The 17,276-nt window shown below is 72.4% G+C and carries 15 protein-coding genes and 1 riboswitch; of the genes, 9 read left to right on the plus strand and 6 right to left on the minus strand.

Annotation, left to right across the window (positions count from 1 at the left end; all coding sequences use genetic code 11):
• Positions 1–48: 48 nt before the first annotated feature.
• Both ABZS58_RS38365 and ABZS58_RS38370 read right to left on the minus strand, forming a co-directional pair.
• The gene (locus ABZS58_RS38365; protein WP_354788409.1) at positions 49–456 is read right to left on the minus strand and encodes a hypothetical protein; all 408 of its coding nucleotides are present in this window, start codon (positions 454–456) and stop codon (positions 49–51) included.
• A gap of 195 nt (positions 457–651) precedes the next feature.
• On the minus strand, positions 652–1,605 hold the full coding sequence (locus tag ABZS58_RS38370; protein ID WP_354788411.1) for a dihydrodipicolinate synthase family protein: 954 nt from the start codon (positions 1,603–1,605) through the stop codon (positions 652–654).
• Positions 1,606–1,624: 19 nt separating this feature from the next.
• Here ABZS58_RS38370 and ABZS58_RS38375 point away from each other — a divergent pair, with 19 nt between their 5' ends.
• The 5 genes from ABZS58_RS38375 to gcvP all read left to right on the plus strand — a co-directional run bounded on the left by ABZS58_RS38375 (position 1,625) and on the right by gcvP (position 9,732).
• Positions 1,625–2,509 carry a LysR family transcriptional regulator gene (locus tag ABZS58_RS38375; protein WP_354788412.1) on the plus strand — a complete coding sequence of 295 codons (885 nt, stop codon included), beginning with the start codon at positions 1,625–1,627 and terminating at the stop codon, positions 2,507–2,509.
• Between the two features lie 124 nt (positions 2,510–2,633).
• Positions 2,634–4,064 (plus strand): DUF1800 domain-containing protein, encoded by a 1,431-nt coding sequence (locus ABZS58_RS38380; RefSeq protein ID WP_354788413.1) that lies wholly within the window; start codon positions 2,634–2,636, stop codon positions 4,062–4,064.
• A complete protein-coding gene (locus tag ABZS58_RS38385) occupies positions 4,061–5,329 on the plus strand; it encodes a DUF1501 domain-containing protein (RefSeq protein WP_354788414.1) in 1,269 nt (422 codons plus the stop codon). The genes ABZS58_RS38380 and ABZS58_RS38385 overlap by 4 nt, the downstream gene beginning before the upstream one ends.
• Positions 5,330–5,583: 254 nt before the next feature.
• Positions 5,584–6,645, plus strand: coding sequence for a hypothetical protein (locus tag ABZS58_RS38390; RefSeq protein ID WP_354788415.1), 1,062 nt, complete (start codon positions 5,584–5,586; stop codon positions 6,643–6,645).
• Positions 6,646–6,742: 97 nt separating this feature from the next.
• A riboswitch (glycine riboswitch) is annotated at positions 6,743–6,837 on the plus strand.
• 72 nt (positions 6,838–6,909) lie between these two features.
• Positions 6,910–9,732 carry an aminomethyl-transferring glycine dehydrogenase gene (gene gcvP, locus ABZS58_RS38395; RefSeq protein WP_354788416.1) on the plus strand — a complete coding sequence of 941 codons (2,823 nt, stop codon included), beginning with the start codon at positions 6,910–6,912 and terminating at the stop codon, positions 9,730–9,732.
• Positions 9,733–9,753: 21 nt separating this feature from the next.
• On the opposite strand, the gene ABZS58_RS38400 is transcribed toward gcvP, so the two are convergent.
• Complete coding sequence (locus ABZS58_RS38400; RefSeq protein WP_354788417.1) at positions 9,754–9,963, minus strand: DUF5999 family protein; 210 nt, start codon at positions 9,961–9,963, stop codon at positions 9,754–9,756.
• 132 nt (positions 9,964–10,095) lie between these two features.
• Between ABZS58_RS38400 and ABZS58_RS38405 the strand changes: the two genes are divergently transcribed.
• Entirely contained in the window at positions 10,096–11,337 is a 1,242-nt protein-coding gene (locus ABZS58_RS38405) for a chorismate-binding protein (RefSeq protein ID WP_354788418.1), read from the plus strand.
• A 29-nt stretch (positions 11,338–11,366) separates the two neighbouring features.
• Positions 11,367–12,086 carry a VOC family protein gene (locus tag ABZS58_RS38410; protein WP_354788419.1) on the plus strand — a complete coding sequence of 240 codons (720 nt, stop codon included), beginning with the start codon at positions 11,367–11,369 and terminating at the stop codon, positions 12,084–12,086.
• A 27-nt stretch (positions 12,087–12,113) separates the two neighbouring features.
• Here ABZS58_RS38410 and ABZS58_RS38415 read toward each other — a convergent pair whose 3' ends face one another.
• Positions 12,114–13,829, minus strand: coding sequence for a substrate-binding and VWA domain-containing protein (locus tag ABZS58_RS38415; RefSeq protein WP_354788420.1), 1,716 nt, complete (start codon positions 13,827–13,829; stop codon positions 12,114–12,116).
• A 163-nt stretch (positions 13,830–13,992) separates the two neighbouring features.
• Here ABZS58_RS38415 and ABZS58_RS38420 point away from each other — a divergent pair, with 163 nt between their 5' ends.
• Positions 13,993–14,487, plus strand: a complete 495-nt coding sequence (locus ABZS58_RS38420; protein ID WP_354788422.1) for a peptide deformylase — start codon at positions 13,993–13,995, stop codon at positions 14,485–14,487.
• Here ABZS58_RS38420 and ABZS58_RS38425 read toward each other — a convergent pair.
• Positions 14,474–15,598, minus strand: a complete 1,125-nt coding sequence (locus ABZS58_RS38425) for an alanine racemase (protein ID WP_354788423.1) — start codon at positions 15,596–15,598, stop codon at positions 14,474–14,476. The genes ABZS58_RS38420 and ABZS58_RS38425 overlap by 14 nt on opposite strands.
• Positions 15,599–15,635: 37 nt before the next feature.
• On the opposite strand from ABZS58_RS38425, the gene ABZS58_RS38430 reads away from it, so the two are divergent.
• On the plus strand, positions 15,636–16,823 hold the full coding sequence (locus ABZS58_RS38430; protein ID WP_354788425.1) for a hypothetical protein: 1,188 nt from the start codon (positions 15,636–15,638) through the stop codon (positions 16,821–16,823).
• Between the two features lie 29 nt (positions 16,824–16,852).
• On the opposite strand, the gene ABZS58_RS38435 is transcribed toward ABZS58_RS38430, so the two are convergent.
• Positions 16,853–17,182, minus strand: coding sequence for a peptidylprolyl isomerase (locus ABZS58_RS38435; protein ID WP_354788506.1), 330 nt, complete (start codon positions 17,180–17,182; stop codon positions 16,853–16,855).
• Positions 17,183–17,276: the final 94 nt, after the last annotated feature.

Raw genomic sequence — 17,276 nt, forward strand, 5'->3', positions numbered from 1 at the left:
GTACTCGGGGGGGGCCCCCCCCCCCCGGCGGGACGTGCGGAGGAGGACCTAGTTGGAGGCGACGCCGAGCTGGCCGCCACCGTCGGTGTGCAGCTCCGTGGCGGAGGCGAACGACGTGTCCAGCTGGTGCCGGAGGGCGTCGAGCTGGCTGAACTCCGACGCGTGCGAGGACTCGGAGCCCTCGGCGGCGAAGACGTGGTCGGATTCCGCGGCGCTGTGGTCGTACGAGGTGAAGTCCGACTCCTCGTAGTGCGTCCCGTCCGGGTTGCTGTACTCGACGTGGTGGCCCTGGTCGAAGCTCGTCTGCTCGGCCGAGGCGTGGTCCTGCTCGTAGACGCCGAAGTTCGAGTCGTAGCTGTTCTCGCTACCCTCGACCTGGTGGAGCTGGTCCAGCGACTCGTGCTCCTGGCCAGCCTCGACGTGGCCGTAGTCGGCGCCGGTGTCGAAGTCGCTCATGGGAGTTCCCCCTCAGTTGCTAACGCTTGGTGACATCATCGACGGTACGGCCTGCTCAGCGCAGCGGAATCCCCCGAACGTGCCACCGTGACGAGCTGGTCGAACCGCCCGGTATGTGCTGACGTGGGGCATGCGTGCCATCCACATCGGTGGGTGATCGCCCCCGCTACGGCGCATCGACGCCCGCCGGTCCCGTCACCCGGCCGAGCCGCCAGCCCAGGCACGGTCGTGGAGGGCGTCGATCGCGGTCAGGGCCGCGTCGAGCGCGGCAGCCGACGCCGGCAGCAGCGGCAGCCGCACGTCCGGGGTCGGGATCCGTCCGGTCGCGTGCAGGACGGCTTTGATGACTGCCGGGTTCGGCTCGGCGAACAGCGCCGCCGACACCGCCGCGAGCCCCGCGCCGAGCTTCCTGGCCCGCGCGACGTCGCCGTCCCGCCACGCCTCGGCGAGGGCCACGAACCGGCCCGTCGCCACGTGCGCCGACGCGAGGATCCCGCCGGCCCCGCCGATGGCGAGCAGCGGCCCGATGACCGTGTCGTCCCCGCCGAGCACCGCAAACCTGGCCGGCAGCGCCCCGAGCAGCGCCACCGTGTCACCGCTGACCGCCCCGTCGGACAGCTTCATCCCCACGATGTTCGCAATGGCGGCGATCCGCAGCAGCGACCCGACGTCCAGGGCCTGCCCGGTCCGGTACGGCACGTGATACACCACCACCGGCACCAGCGAAGCGGCCGCGACCGCCTCCAGGTGCGCGACGACCCCCGCCGCGCCCGGCCGCGTGTAGGGCGGCACGACCACCATCGCGGCATCCCCGCGGACGTGCCGCACCGCCTCGACCGTCGCGGCCGTGGAGCTGCCACCCGTCCCGACCAGCAGCGGCGCCCCATACGCCCCGCAGACCTCCCGGCACGTCGACACCACCGAGGCCTGCTCCGCCGCGGTCAGCGTCGCCGGCTCCCCGGTCGTGCCGAGGGCGACCAGCCCCGCCGCGCCCTCGTCGAGGACCTGCCGGGCGAGCGCGGACAGCGCGTCCGACGCCACCGACCCGTCGCGGGCGAAGGGCGTCACGAGCGGCACGAAGATCCCCGAAAGCTCCATGCGTCCACTGTCGCGGTCGCCGAGCGGAAGGTCCAGTTCACGTTCGTACACGCGAGCATAAGATGCACTGATGCTCGATGCCCGCAAGCTCCGCCTCCTGCGCGACCTCGCCGACCGGGGCACCATCGCCGCCGTCGCGGCCGCCCACAACTACACCCCGTCCGCGGTGTCGCAGCAGCTCGCCGCCCTGGAGCGGGAGGCGGGCGCCGCGCTGCTCGCCCGCACCGGCCGCGGCGTCACCCTCACCGCCGCCGGCACCGTCCTCGCCGCGCACGCGGAGGACGTCCTCGCCGCCCTCGAACGCGCGACCGCCGCGCTCGCCGCCACCCGCACCGGCCTGTCCGGGCCGCTGCGCATCGGTGCGTTCCCGACCGCGATGCGGACCCTGCTGCCCGGCGCGCTCGTCGCCCTCGCCGGCGAGCACCCCGCGCTCGACCTCACCGTCGACGAGCTCGACCCGGCGCTCGTCCCGGCCCGCCTCCGCGACGGCACCCTCGACGTCGCGCTCGTCCACGACTACGACCTCGTCCCGATCGTCCCCGACCCGGCCCTGGACACCGCGCCGCTGCTCGAGGAGACGATGTACCTCGCCGCGACCCGTCCCCTCGAGCTGCGGGAGTGCCGCGACGAGCCGTGGATCCTCGCCGGGCCCGGCACGCTGTGCCACACGATGACGATCCGCGCGTGCGAGGCCGCCGGGTTCCTGCCCCGCGCCCGGCACCACGCCGACGACTTCGTCACCGTCCTGACCCTCGTCGCCGCCGGTCAGGGCGTCGCCGTCGTGCCCTCCCTCGCGCTGCGCCCGCTGCTGGGCGGAGGGCACCCCGTCGTCGACGGCGTCGTGCTGACGCCCCTCGGCACCAAACGGCGGACCAGGTTCGCCTACCGGGCCGGCACCGGCGCGCACCCGTCGATCGCCGCGTTCGTCGCCGCCGTCCGTACCGCCGCCGAATGAACGGAACCGAATGACCCACCGGGATGAACGGCCGAATGAATGACGCGGTGCGGAGCGGTTGCCGGGCAGGAGCGCGGCGGGCACCTCCGTCAGGCCGGCCGCAGGCGTGTCGACGTAGGACGGCGTGACCGTCTTCACCCCTCAGGACCCGGTCCTGCACCTGCTGCGCCGCGCCACCTACGGGCCGACCCCCGACGGCGAGGCCGAGCTGCGCTCGCTCGGCGCCGCCGCCTGGCTGGACCGGCAGCTCGCCCCGGCGGGCATCGACGACGCCGCGTGCACGAAGCTGCTCGCCCGGTTCCCGCTGATCGGCCTCGACATCAGCGCCCTCCGGGCCAGGGTGAAGGCCGGCACGATGAAGAACGGCGGCTGGGACGCGATGCAGGAGCTCGGCTCCGCCGCCGTCGCCCGCGCCGCGTGGAGCAAGCGGCAGCTGCTCGAGGTCATGGTCGACGTGTGGTCGAACCACCTCAACGTCACCTGCCCGTCCAGCGACGTGTGGGACAGTCGCGGCTCCTACGACGCGCTGATCCGCACGCACGCCCTCGGCCGGTTCGCCGACCTGCTCAAGGCGAGCGCCACCTCCCCGGCGATGCTGTCCTACCTGGACAACCGCAGCTCCACGAAGGCGAAGCCGAACGAGAACTACGCCCGCGAGCTCATGGAGCTGCACACCGTCGGCCTCATCTACACCGAGGTGGACGTGAAGGACGCCGCGCGCCTGCTCACCGGCCTCACCGTCGACAAGGCCACGGGCCTGTACAAGTTCGACGCCACGCAGCACGCGACCGGCGCTGTCACCATCCTCGGCTGGCGGCACGACAACGCCACCGCCGGCGGCGGCGAGACGGCCGCGCTGCAGTTCGTCGAGATGCTCGCCCAGCACCCCGCGACCGCCGAGCGCGTCGCCCGCAAACTCTGCGTCCGGTTCGTCTCCGACGATCCACCGGCCGCGCTCGTCCAGCGGCTGCGGCAGGTGTACGTGCAGCAGAAGTCGGCGATCGCCCCGGTCCTGCGGGCGCTGTTCACGTCGGCGGAGTTCGCCGCGTCCGTGGGCGCGAAGGTCCGCACCCCGTTCGAGGACCTCATCGGCACCGTCCGCGTCCTGGGCCTGCAGCCGGAGGCGACCGGCACCGAGGGCGTCCGCGCCCTGTACAACTATCTCGTCGCCGCCGGTCACGCGCCGATGCGGTGGGCGCCGCCGAACGGGTACCCGGACGTCGCCGCCGCCTGGACCGCGCCTTCCGGGCTGCTCATCCGCTGGAACGCGCACCTGAACCTGGCCGCCGGGTGGTACCCGAAGCAGCTGGTCCGGCCCGCGTCGATGCTCGCGTCGCTGGTGCCGGCGCTGCCGCCGACGCACGGTGCCTTCGTCGACGCCCTGGCGACCCGGCTCGTCGGCACCACTCTGCAACCGGCGCACCGCGACGCGCTGCTCAGTTTCCTCGGCAAGACGCCGACAAGTCCCCTGAAGGCGAAGGACCCCGCCGTCACCGGCAGGCTGCCGCACCTCATCGCCCTCATCCTCGACTCGCCCTACTTCCTGGCCAGGTGACCGTGTTGAACGCTTGCTGCACGACGGACGCTACGACCGCTGGTCTCTCGCGCCGGGGCCTGCTGGGGCGCGCCGCCGTCATCGGTGCGGGCGCCGCGCTCACCGGCCTGGTGGGGGAGGGCCTCGCCACCCGGCTGGCGTTCGCCAGCACCCCGTACACCGGCGACACCATCGTCGTGCTGTCGCTGCGTGGAGGGTTCGACGGGCTGTCCGCCGTCGTCCCGATCGGCGACCCCGACTACTACGCCGCCCGGCCGACCATCGCGGTGCCGAAGGCGTCGGTGATCGCCGGGGACGGGATGTTCGGCCTGCACCCGGCGTTCGCGCCGCTGCTGGCCCGCTGGAACGCCGGCACGTTCGGCGCCGTGCACGCCGTCGGCCAGCCCAACCCGTCCCGCTCCCACTTCCAGGCGATGGAGGAGATGGAGCGCGCCGCCGCCGGCACGTCCGTGCGCACCGGCTGGCTCGACCGGATGCTCGGCGTCGCCGGCGCGGTTTCGCCGACCGCCGGCGTCGCCATGGGCGCCACCTCACCGGCGCGGGCGTTCGCCGGCCCGTCCCCGGACGTGTCGATGTCGTCCGTCGACGGGTTCGCCCTGTCCGGCAACGACGTGAAGACCCCGATGGCCGCGACGATCGCCAAGCTCTTCGACGGCGCCCCGGCGGTCATGGCCGACCCGGCCCGCGCCGTCAACGCCACCCTCGGCACGGTCGCCGCACTGGGCAGGTACACGCCGGCCGCCACCTACCCGGCGACCGCCCTCGGCCGGGCCCTGTGCGACGTGGCCCGCCTGGTGAAGTCGAACGTCGGCCTGATGGCGGCGACCGTCGACTTCGGCGACTGGGACATGCACGAGGGGCTCGGCGGCCCCGCCAAGGGCCAGCGGATGCACGACCACCTGACCGAGCTCGCCCTCGCCCTGGAAGCGTTCGCCGCCGACCTGGGCGACGCCTTCAAGCGCGTCACCCTGGTCACGCTCAGCGAGTTCGGCCGCCGCGTCGCGGAGAACGGCTCCCGCGGCGTCGACCACGGCAACGGCAACGCCATGCTCCTGCTCGGCGGCAACGTCCGCGGCGGCCGCGTCCACGGCACCTGGCCCGGCCTCGCCCCGGCGAAGCTGACGGCCGGGGACCTCGCCTCGACCACCGACTACCGCTCCGTCATCGGCGAGCTCCTGCAACGCCGCTGCGGCGTCGGCTCCCTGACCAACATCTTCCCGGACGTCACCCCCTCCTCGTACGACCTGGCCGTCGTCCGCAGGTGAGGTCCGCCGCAGCGGTGGATGTGGGCGCCGGAACCGCGCCGTCCGGTTCGCGAGCGGGGCGGGCCGGACGGGGACACGCGAAGGGTGGATGTCCGGTGAGGGGCGCATCCGACGATCGGACGCCATCCTGCTGCGTCCGGTCCATCGGCGTGGCACAGGGCGGAGCGAGTTGGTGGTGAGCGGCACGGCGGACAGCCGGTCCGGGTATCGTGCGCGCTTGTCCGTGAGGATCGGGGGCCGACCCGAGGAGGATCATGAGGCGCAATGCCGCGCTGGCCGTCGTTGTCGTGTTCGCCGTGAGTGCGGGCGTGTCCGGTTGCAGCTCGTCGAAGGACGGCAGGGCGGCCCCGGCGACGGGGGCGTCGTCCTCGGCGGTCGGGCCGGCCGGGTCGCAGGAGGCGGCCGGCGTCCTGGGGTCCGCGAGCCAGTCCGCGTCGGCGCAGAGCGGCGCCTGCACGGTCTTCCCCGCCGACAACGTCTGGCGTGCTGATGTGTCGAAGCTGCCCGTGCACCGTGACTCGGCGGCGTGGGTGGCCAGCATCGGCGCGTCCGCGCACGCGCACCCCGACTTCGGCGCGGGCCTGATCGACGGCGCGCCCTTCGGCATCCCGATCACGACCGTCGGCGCCGGCCAGGCGGGCGTCAAGGTCACCTTCGACTACGCCGACGAGAGCGACAAGGGCCCCTACCCGATCCCGCGCAACGCCCGCGTCGAGGGCGGCGCGAACGCCGACGGGGACCGGCATGTCATCGTCCACGACACGGCGGCCTGCAAGGCCTACGAGCTCTACGACGCGCACCCGAACCAGGACGGCTCGTGGAAGGCGGGCTCCGGCGCCGTCTACGACCTGCGCCGCAACGACCTGCGCAAGGCCGGCTGGACCTCCGCCGACGCCGCGGGTCTGTCCATCCTCGCCGGTCTGGCCCGCGCCGATGAGGCTGCCGCCGGCAAGGTCGGCCACGCGATCCGCTTCACCGCGCCGCGCACGAAGAAGGCCTACATCTGGCCCGCCCGGCACGCCGCGTCGTCGTCGACCGACGCCGCGCTGCCCCCGATGGGTGCCCGCTTCCGCCTGAAGGCCTCCGTCGACATCTCCAAGTTTCCTCCCCAGGCCCGCGCGATCGCGCAGGCGCTCAAGCAGCACGGCGCGATCCTTGCGGACAACGGCTCGCCCTGGTTCTTCTCAGGGACCCAGGACGACAAGTGGAGCAACGATCAGCTCAACGCCCTCAAGTCCCTGACCGGCAAGGACTTCGAGGCCGTCGACAGCTCCCTGCTGATGGTCGACGCCAACTCCGCCCGCTGCCGCCCCTGAACCATACACCTAGCTTCCTAGGATGCCCTAGCGGCTGTGGCGTCGACCACGGGTGCGTGACCATGGTCGAAGAACCGGTAGATTAGGTGACGCCGGCAATACCCGCGCGGGAGAGATCGTCTGAATTCAGGGCGACGCCGAAGGGGCAAATCCTCCCCGGAACCTCTCAGGCAGAAGGACCGCGACGGGTTGGCACCTCTGGAGGCCACACGACAGAGGGGGAGGGACGCGTTTCCCCGACCCCGGATCGAAAGAGTGTGGCCAATGACCAGTTTCGCCAGCCGGCACATCGGACCGTCGCCGGACGATCAGTCCGAGATGCTCAAGACCGTCGGGTATGAGTCCGTCGAGGCGCTGATGACCGCCGCGATCCCCGGCTCGATCCGCTGGCACCAGCCGCTCGGCCTTCCGATGGCGGCGTCCGAGGCCGAGGTGCTGGGGGAGCTGCGCGCCCTCGCTGCGGCGAACCGGACCCTGGTCAGCATGATCGGCCTGGGCTACTACGGCACGCACACGCCGCCGGTCATCGTGCGCAACGTGCTCGAGGACCCGTCGTGGTACACGGCGTACACGCCGTACCAGCCGGAGATCAGCCAGGGGCGCCTCGAGGCACTGCTGAACTTCCAGACGGTGATCACCGACCTGACGGGCCTGCCGGTCGCGGGCGCGTCGCTGCTCGACGAGGCGACCGCGGCCGCCGAGGCGATGACCCTGGCCAGGCGCTCGTCGAAGGTCAAGACCGACGTGTACGTCGTCGACAAGGACGTCCTCCCGCAGACCCTCGCCGTCATCCGGACCCGCGCCGAGCCGTTGAACATCACCGTGCGGACCGTCGACGTCGACGGGGACCCGCTGCCGGACGAGTTCTTCGGCCTGCACCTGCAGTACCCGGGAGCATCCGGCGCCGTGCGGGACCTCGAAGCGCTGACGGCGGCGGCCCACGAGAAGGGCGCGATCGTCACCTTCGCCGCCGACCTGCTCGCCCTGTGCCTGCTGCGTGAGCCCGGAGCGTTCGGGGCGGACGTCGCCGTCGGCAGCGCGCAGCGGTTCGGGGTGCCGATGGGCTTCGGCGGGCCGCACGCCGGCTACATGTCCGTCCGCAAGGGCCTGGAGCGCACCATGCCCGGCCGGCTCGTCGGCGTGTCGAAGGACGCGGACGGCGCCCCGGCGTACCGGCTGGCCCTGCAGACCCGTGAGCAGCACATCCGCCGGGAGAAGGCGACCAGCAACATCTGCACCGCGCAGGTCCTCCTCGCCGTGACGGCCAGCATGTACGCGGTGTACCACGGGCCCGACGGGCTGCGGGAGATCGCGTCGCGGACCCACGACATGGCGGTCCGGCTCGCCGCGGGCCTGCGCGCCGGCGGTGTCACCGTCGAGCACGAGGCGTTCTTCGACACGGTGACGGCCGTGGTGCCGGGCGGAGCGCGGGCGATCACGGAGAAGGCCGCGGAGCGGGGGATCAACCTACGGCAGGTGGACGACGACCGGGTCGGGATGGCGTGCGACGAGACGACCACGTTCGGGCACCTGCGTGACGTCCTCGCCGCGTTCGGCCTGGCGCACGTCGACGTCACGGCGCTGGACACCGCCGACGCCGTCCCCGGGCGGCTGCGGCGCGCGAGTGACTACCTGAGCCACCCGGTGTTCAGCACGCACCGGTCGGAGACGGCGATGCTGCGGTACCTCAAGCGTCTCTCCGACATGGACTACGCGCTGGACCGGGGCATGATCCCGCTCGGCTCATGCACGATGAAGCTCAACGCGACCGCCGAGATGGAGCCGATCACCTGGCCCGAGTTCGCCAACGTCCACCCGTTCGCGCCGGCGGCGCAGACCCAGGGGTACCGGAAGCTGATCGACGACCTGGAGCGGTGGCTGGCGGAGGTGACCGGCTACGACGCCGTGTCGCTGCAGCCGAACGCGGGGTCGCAGGGCGAGCTGGCGGGTCTCCTGGCCATCCGGGCGTATCACCACTCGCGGGGCGACACGGGACGCGACATGTGCCTGATTCCGTCCAGCGCCCACGGGACGAATGCCGCCAGTGCCGTCATGGCGGGCCTGCGGGTCGCGGTCGTGGCCTGCGACGAGCTGGGCAACGTCGACCTCGGCGACCTCGAGGCGAAGATCGAGCTGCACCGGGACCGCCTCGCCGCGATCATGGTGACGTATCCGTCCACGCACGGCGTGTACGAGACCGGCATCGCCGACCTGTGCGCCAAGGTCCACGAGGCCGGCGGCCAGGTGTATGTCGACGGCGCGAACCTCAACGCCCTGCTCGGCTACGCGAAGCCGGGCCGGTTCGGGGCGGACGTGTCGCACCTGAACCTGCACAAGACCTTCTGCATCCCGCACGGCGGCGGCGGCCCCGGCGTCGGGCCGGTCGCGGTCCGCGCTCACCTGGCGGCGTTCCTGCCGTCACACCCGATCCTGGCGGACAGCGCCCCGGTCGGGCCGGTGTCGGCGGCGCCGTGGGGTTCGGCGGGGATCCTGCCGATCCCGTGGGCGTACCTGCGGCTGATGGGCCCCGACGGCCTGGCGAAGGCGACCGCGACGGCGGTCCTGGCGGCGAACTACGTGGCGGCGCGGCTGCGGGGGCACTACCCCGTGCTGTACAGCGGCAGCGAGGGCCTCGTCGCGCACGAGTGCATCCTCGATCTGCGGACGATCACGAAGGCGACCGGGGTCAGCGTCGCGGACGTCGCGAAGCGGCTCATCGACTACGGCTTCCACGCGCCGACCATGTCGTTCCCGGTGTCGGGGACGCTGATGGTCGAGCCGACGGAGAGCGAGGACCTGGCCGAGCTCGACCGATTCTGTGACGCGATGATCGCGATCCGTGAGGAGATCGACCGGGTGGCGTCCGGTGTGTGGCCGGCCGGGGACAACCCGCTCGGCAACGCGCCGCACACCGCCGCGGTGGTCACCGCCGACGAGTGGTCGCACGCCTACCCTCGGTCGGTGGCGGCCTACCCGGCCGGCGTGACGGTGGCGAAATACTGGCCACCGGTGCGGCGGATCGACGACAGCTACGGCGACCGGAACCTGGTCTGCTCGTGCCCGCCGGCCTCCGCCTTTGAGGAGTGACTGGTTACGGAGTGTGACCGATCAGGCGGCTTTGACGAGGACGTGCATGGCCGGTCCGCGGTGCGGTTCGATCACGCTGCAGTCCGGGAGAAGCTCGCCGGTGTCCTCGAAGACGATCACTCCGTTGCACAGGAGGCTCCACCCCTGCTCGGGGTGTGCGGCCAGGATCCGGGCGGCTTCGTGGTCCAGATCGGCGGCTGCGGGACAGGATGGTTGGTGCTGGCAGAGCATCGGGGGTCTCCGATTGAGAGGTTCAGTTGAGGCCTGTGTGGTTGTTCACATGACCAGAGATGCACGCTACTACGGCCAACGACACGATTCCGAACACGTCACGGCACAACTTGGGGATAATCCGCCATTCGTATGAGCACATTAGGACCGGTCGTCGGGTGCCGGCCCGGGTCGGTGGAACTCCACCCTCCCGGGTCGGCCCCGGCGTGTCGACCGCACCTATGGGAGCGTTCCCGGATCGAGTGGCATTCCCGCGACGGGGGCGACCCCCTGGCCATCCTCTCAGCGTTCCTGATCGATGCGGGACTTCCTGTCTCCGATCTGTCCCGATCACGCACGGTGACAGACTCGGTGTGTGGCGCCGCGATCCTGCTCGCGCCGCCGTCGGCGGTCGCGTCCCCGGCCCCGTCCGTGCCCGACCTCGTCGCCGTCGTCTTCGCCCATTCGCCGTCTCCCGGTGTACGGCCTGGCGACCACCCCGCCGCACGACCGGGGCGGCCCGCCCCAGGGCAGGACTTTCCCGCCTCACCGGCAGACCCGGCTCCCTCGCGGGTGGGGCTGTGGACCCCGAGCTGGACCACCGCCGAACACGCCGCGGCGGTCGAGGCGGTCCGCGCGGCGATCGCCCGCGGCGACGTCTACCAGGCCAATGTCGTCGGCCACGCCAGCGCCCCGCTCACCGGCGACCCCCGCACCGCTCTGGCCAGGGTGGCCGCCCTGCCGGGCGCCCGCTACGGGGGAGTGCTGGAAGGCGCCGACAGCGCGTGGTGGGTGGCGTGCGCCTCCCCGGAGACCCTCGTCGAGGTGTCCGACGGCCGCGCCGTGACCCGCCCGATCAAGGGTACCCGCCCCGCCACCGGCCAGGGCCGCGCCGAGCTCCTCGCATCGGCGAAGGAACGCGCCGAACACATCATGATCGTCGACCTGGAACGCAACGACCTCGGCCGCGTCGCCCGCACCGGCACCGTCCGCGTCGACGACCTCTTCGCCATCCGCCGCTGGTCCCGCCTGTGGCAGGCCGAGTCGACGGTCAGCGCCCACCTCGCCCCCGGCGTCGGCCTGCGGGAGCTCCTCGCCGCGGTGTGGCCGGGCGGCTCGGTGACGGGCGCCCCGAAACTCGCCGCCGTCGACGTCGTCAGCGCCCTGGAGCCGGTCGGCCGCGGCCCGAGCATGGGCGCCGCCGGCTGGATCGGCCACACGCCGGACGGTCGCCTGCACGTCGACCTCGGCCTGACGATCCGCACCGTCGCGGTGGCCGACGGCCTCGCCCACGTGTGGGCCGGCGGTGGCATCGTCTGGGACAGCGACCCCGCCGCCGAGGTCGCCGAGGCCGCCGCGAAGACCGCGCCCATCAAGGCCGCCCTGACCGCCTGAGCGGCGTGGGTCGCCGTAGGGTGGGCGGTGTGGGGCTGCGGGTGGTGCAGGTGAATCTGAAGGCCCGGGACGACGTGGCGCTGGGCCGGTTCTGGGCGGCGGCGCTCGGGTGGGTCGCCAGGAGCGGGGGACACGGCGCGACCAGCGCCGCACCCGCGGGGTTCGTCTGGACGGAGCCCGGTGCGCCCGTCGTGGTGGATGTGATCGCCGTCCCGGACCCGGCAACCGTCGAGGCCCGCGCGCACCTCGAGCTCGCCACGACGTCGAGGGCGCATCACGCGGAGCTGGTCACGAGTCTGCGGGAGCTCGGCGCGACGCCCGCGGAGGGGCAGGGCACGGTCCTTGCGGACCCGGAGGGCAACGTGTTCTGTGTCCGGGAGCCCCAGGAGTGGGACGGCGGGCCGATCGCCGCCGTGGTCGTCGACTGCGCCGATCCGCAAGCCATGGCCCGGTTCTGGGGCGAGGCACTGGACTGGACCGTGCACGAGGCGTCCGGCGGCCACACTGTGCTGCGCGCCGCAGGAGGGCCGGGTCTGGAGTTCGTCCGCACCCCGCACCTGCGCACGACCCGGCACCGGGCGCATCTCGACGTGGTCCCGTCCCATGGCGGCGACCAGGCGGCACAGGTCGCGAGGCTGCGGGAGCGAGGTGCGACGCTCGTCGACGTCGGTCAGGGCCCCGACGTCTCGTGGACCGTCCTGGCGGACCCTGAGGGCAACGCGTTCTGCGTCCTCGCCCCCGGGCCGTGACGCGCCGGGGGCGGGGGACGACCGTGGTCAGATCTTGCCGAAGATGGCGGTGAGCAGGACCTCGTTGATGTCGAACGCGGTCTTCGACGTGTACAGGGCGCCGCCGCTGACGCGGGAGATCTCCTGCAGCGACGCGAAGTCGGCGTCGTTGCCGTAGCCGACGGTCACGATCGGGACCCGTTTGTCGCTGGTGGCGTTCGCCTCCAGCTTGGGCCGCAGCTGGTCCAGGGTGAGGCCGCCGGTCGGGTCGTCGTTCTTGCCGTCGGTCATGAGGACGACGAGGTTCGTGGCGCCGGGTTTGTACGCGTCGACGACGGCCTGCTGGGCGGCGGCCGCAGTGTCGTACAGGCCGGTGTCGCCGACGGGAGCGAGCTTGTCGATGGCCGCGACCAGCTGGTCGCGGCGGGGTTTGCCGTTGAGCTGGTCGGCGACCCGGCCGATCGGGATGAGCTGCTTGTAGTCCTGCTGGCCGTTCTGCCGGGTGGAGAACACCCACAGGCCGGCGTCGACGTCGCCGTCGAAGAGCTGGACGGCCTCGCGGGCGGCGTCCTTGGCCAGCTGCATGCGGTTGCGGCCGGTGCCGGGGACCGGCTCGGCCATGGAGCCGGAGATGTCCAGGACGAGCAGGAGGTTGGTGGGGCGGGTCAGGGCCGTCCACGAGTCCATCGACTGTTTCACCGACTCGGGCAGCAGCACCGCCCGCGGCACGGTTTTGATCTTCGCGCTGAACGCGGTGTTGCCGGTGAGGGCGGCGCCCGCGTCGCGGTTCGGGTCGCGGAACCCGGCGTCGAGGAACACCTTGCGGCCCTCGGCGCCGCGCAGGTACGCCAGGAAGCTCCGCGCGACGTCCTGTTTGTCCTTCTCGGCCCAGGGTGCGTCGAGGATGAGGTACGGGTTGTCGGCGTCGGCGCTGCCGTTGGACGGGTACACCGCGACCAGCGGCACCTTCGGGTTCGTCTTGTTGTACGCGAGGACGTCCTGCTCGAGGGCGGGGAACGCCGAGATGTACCGCAGCGCCGCGGCCTCGTCCTGCTTGTCGGCCTTGCCGAGGTCGGTGAGCAGCTGCGCGGTGGTGTCGGTGTAGACGGCGCGCTCCTGCTTGAGCTTGGCGAGGGTGGCCTGCTCCTCGGCGGTGACCTCGCCGTCGTCGTTGCCGTCGAGGATCGCCATGAGGGCGAGCAGACCGGCGGTCGACTGCAGCGGGTCGCTCATCCCGAACTTGAACTTGCCCCAGTCGGCCTTGCCGTACTTCGCCCAGCCCTGCGGGTCGGCGGCGACCTTGTTGATGACGTCCTGCCAGGACAGCTCGCCGCCGGGCCAGCCGAGCGCCTCCGCCATCGGTTTCGGCATCGCGAGGACCGACGGGGTGCGGGCCAGCATCGGCTGCAGGTCGGGCATCATCCGCTCGGCGATCGCCGCGGTCGACGCCCGGCGCACCCAGGCGGTGGAGTCCGGCACCCACACGTCGGGCGGCGAGCCGGCCTTCGTGTCCCAGTCGGTGCCGAGCGCCTGCGCCATCGACGCGGTCTGCTGCCCGGTGACGTCGACGCGGGCGCAACGCCCCGCGACGGTCGGGTTGCTGTCGGTCCACGATTTGGCGAGGGACTGCAGCAGCGGTGCGGTGCTCGGCGACGCGACGACCTTCGCGGTGATCGTGCCGTTACAGGACGCTGCGGCGAGCTGGGTGACGCCGTAGGCGGCGCCGCCGCCGACGAGCACGACGACGACCGCGCCGATGATCATCGATAGGCGCCGTGATCTGCGCTGAGCTGGGCTCTTGCGGTGTGACCGCACGTCCGCCCTGTCGGCCTGGTAGGCCATGGGTGTGCCTCCGGGGGTGGGAAGTCGGCACAGTTTAGGCCCTCGTCAACGGTCGTTAACTCCGGCCCGAAGTAGCCTGTGACGTGTGACGATCCGACCCATCCGCGTGCTCGGCGACCCGGTCCTGCGGACCCCTTGTGAGACCGTGACCACGTTCGATGCCGAGCTGCGGGCGCTGGTCCGCGACCTGCTGGACACCGTGACCGGCGAGCCGGGCCGCGCCGGCGTCGCCGCGCCGCAGATCGGGGTCGGGCTGCGGGTGTTCTCGTACGCGGCGGGCAAGCAGGTCGGTTACCTGATCAACCCGACGATCACGGCCGTGGACGGGCTGCAGGACGGCGAGGAGGGCTGCCTGTCCATCCCGGGCCTGTGGTTCCCGACGCCGCGGGCGATGCACGCGACCGCGGAGGGCGTCGACGAGCACGGCGAGCCGGTCACGGTGTCCGGCAGCGGGCTGCTCGCCCGGGCGTTGCAGCACGAGACGCACCACCTCGACGGCACCCTCTACGTCGACACGCTCAAGGGCGACACCCGCCGCCAGGCGCTGCGCGCGGTCAGGTCGCAGTTCACACGATCATGAACTGGGGGTGGGTGTGCCGCAGGAAGTCGTGGTGCGCCACCTCCCACCCGTAGGCTCCGGTGTTCGCGAAGACCAGCACGTCGCCGGCCCGCACCGACGCGACCGCCGCGTCCCGGGCGAGGACGTCCCGCGGGTTGCACTGCTCCCCGGCGACGTCGACCGTCGCGCCGGTGACCCCCGGCCGGTCGAACGGGTAGGGCCACGCGTCGACGGGCAGGACCGTGAACGGGTGGCTGTAGCCCCACGACGCGGGCAGCCGGAAGTGGTGGGTGCCGCCGCGGACGACGACGAACCAGCGGCCGTGGGTCCGCTTCACGTCGATGACCTCGGTGGCGTACCAGCCCGCGGTCGCCGCCACGAACCGGCCCGGCTCCACGACGAGCGTCGCTCCGGCGAGGTCGAGATCCCGCAGGCCGGCGGCGAACACGTCCAGGTCGAAGCGGCCGTCGCCGGCGATGTCGACCCCGAACCCGCCGCCGACGTTGATGATCGGCGCCGGCACGTCCCACCTGGCGGCGGCGTCCAGGGCCCACGCGACGGCGTCACGGATGAACGCGGCGTGCGCGGCCGCGTCGAGATTGTTGGACACCGCGTGCAGATGGAACCCCACGACGTCGCCGGCGATGCCGAACGCCGCCGGCAGGGCGGACTCGTCGAGGCCGAACGCGGTCGGGACACCCGCCATCGCGTGCGTCCCCGGCAGCGCCGGATGGGTCCGGTTGACCCGCAGGCAGACCTTCGGCTGCCCGTACACCAGGAGCCGCCGCAACTCGTGCAGACTCTCGACATTCACGACGGCCCCCGCGGCGACGGCGGCGCGCAGGTCAGCGTCGGTCTTCGCCGGACCGCTGAACAGGACGAACGGCTCACCGGCCACGGCTGCGAGCTCGCCACCCGACGCCACCTCGAAGCCGTCCACATGGCCGCGCAGCGCGTCGATCACCCGGTCGTCGCCGTTGGCCTTCATCGCGTACGCGACTTTCGTGCCCGGCGGCAGCGCCGCCCGCAACGCATCGACGTTCGCCCGCAGCGTCGCGCGGTCGTACACGTACACGCAGACGGGACGGTCAGCGGCGATTATGGCGGCCGCCACGTCCGGGGGAACCACCATCCGACTCCGCTCCCATGCACCGGTAGGCTTGCTGGCGATGCAGCTCGACTCCTCTGACCCGATCGCCCTGTGGCAGTACGCGGAACGGTATCTCGGTGTCGGGACCCGCACCTACAGCCCCTACGCCGGCGACCTCGACATCGACGACGTCTACCATCCGCAGCTCGGCGCGCCGTCGTTCCAGCTGCCGACGTTCCAGGTCCCAGGCGCGGTCCACGTCACCGCATCGGCCGTCGATTCGCCGTTGCCGCCACTGTACGAGGGGCTGCTGCCCGTCCACCCGAACGCGCTGGACGCCCCGGACCTCATCGGCCGCTCGGTCCTGTCGTCCTCAGCGCCCGGTCCCGTGCTCACGGCGGTCCCGTCCGCGAACGCCCGCACGGTCTTCGTCACCGCGATCGACGGTGCCCCGGTCGAGCCGCACTTCGTGAAGCTGCACTACCCGCGGCGCCTGTCCCGCTTCACCCGCCGGCTGCGCCGGCCCGTCATCGAGCTGCAGCTGTGGGTGTCCGACGAGCTCGTCCGCATCGGCGCCCCGGTCCTGCCGGAGGTCGGCGGCGGCTGGTTCGGCGACCTCGTCGAGGACTCGTGGGGCTTCCTGCTGCGCGCCGCCCGGCCCCTCGCCCCGGCCCTGTCGTGGACGGTGCCGCTGTTCGCCCTGTATGGCCGCGACCTGCACCACCCGTCGGACCCGACGCTCCTGGAGCAGCTCGTCGCCGCCTTCGACGAGGACCCGGCGGCATTCGTCGCGGACCGGATCATCGTGCCGATGGTCCGCCTGTGGGCGTCCGTGGCCCGCGGCACCGGCTGCCCCCTGGAGACCCACGGGCAGAACACGCTGTTCGCGTTCGACGTCGCCCGCCGCGAGACCCGCATCCTCTACCGTGACTGCGCCATCTACGTCGACGCCGCCCTGCGCGCCCGCGTCGGCCTCACCGGTGCGCTGCCCCCGACGAACGTCATCCCCCGCGACGTGCCGATGGCCGCCGACGAGGTGTTCAGCCTGACGTACGACAGCTTCATGGGCCACCACGCCCTGTCCTACGTCGCGGCGCTCGCATCCGAGCGGTTCGGTGTGCGTCCCGCGAGGCTGCACGCCGCGGCCAGGGCGGCGTTCACCGCCCAGGACCTCCTGCCGGAGACCGTCTTCTACTACGACAACGTCCTGTACGACAACGGCGACTGGAAACTCGTCGACACCGGCCAGACCCCCGACTGGCGCTGAGGATCCACGGGTGTCGCCGGCGGCGAGGGTCAGCTGTAGACGACCGTGACGTGTCGCAGGACGACGCCGATCTCCGGCGTGCCGTCGTTCGCGCCGTGGCCGGGGGTGACGCCCCCGGCGGCGACCTTGTCGACGATGTCCATGCCGTTGAGGACGATCCCGATCAGGGTGGAGTCGGCGGGGATGAGCGGGTTGTCGGCGTAGTCGATGAAGAACTGGCTGCCGCTGGTGCCCGGGTCCTGGGTGCGGGCCACGGCGACCGTGTCGCGGAGATAGCCGGCCCTGGGTCCGAGGTTCTCCTCCGCGTACCGGTATGCCCGGTATGTGCGGATTACATCGGCTTGATGGTGGCGTCCCAGTGCGTCATCTGTGCGTCACAGCGTCTCGATCGGGGGCCGGCAGCTCGTCGATGTCGTTGACGCGGACGGTGCGCACCGGGGTGGACGTCGGCCG

It is taken from the genome of Dactylosporangium sp. NPDC005555 (assembly GCF_040605635.1).
Classification (GTDB): domain Bacteria; phylum Actinomycetota; class Actinomycetes; order Mycobacteriales; family Micromonosporaceae; genus Dactylosporangium.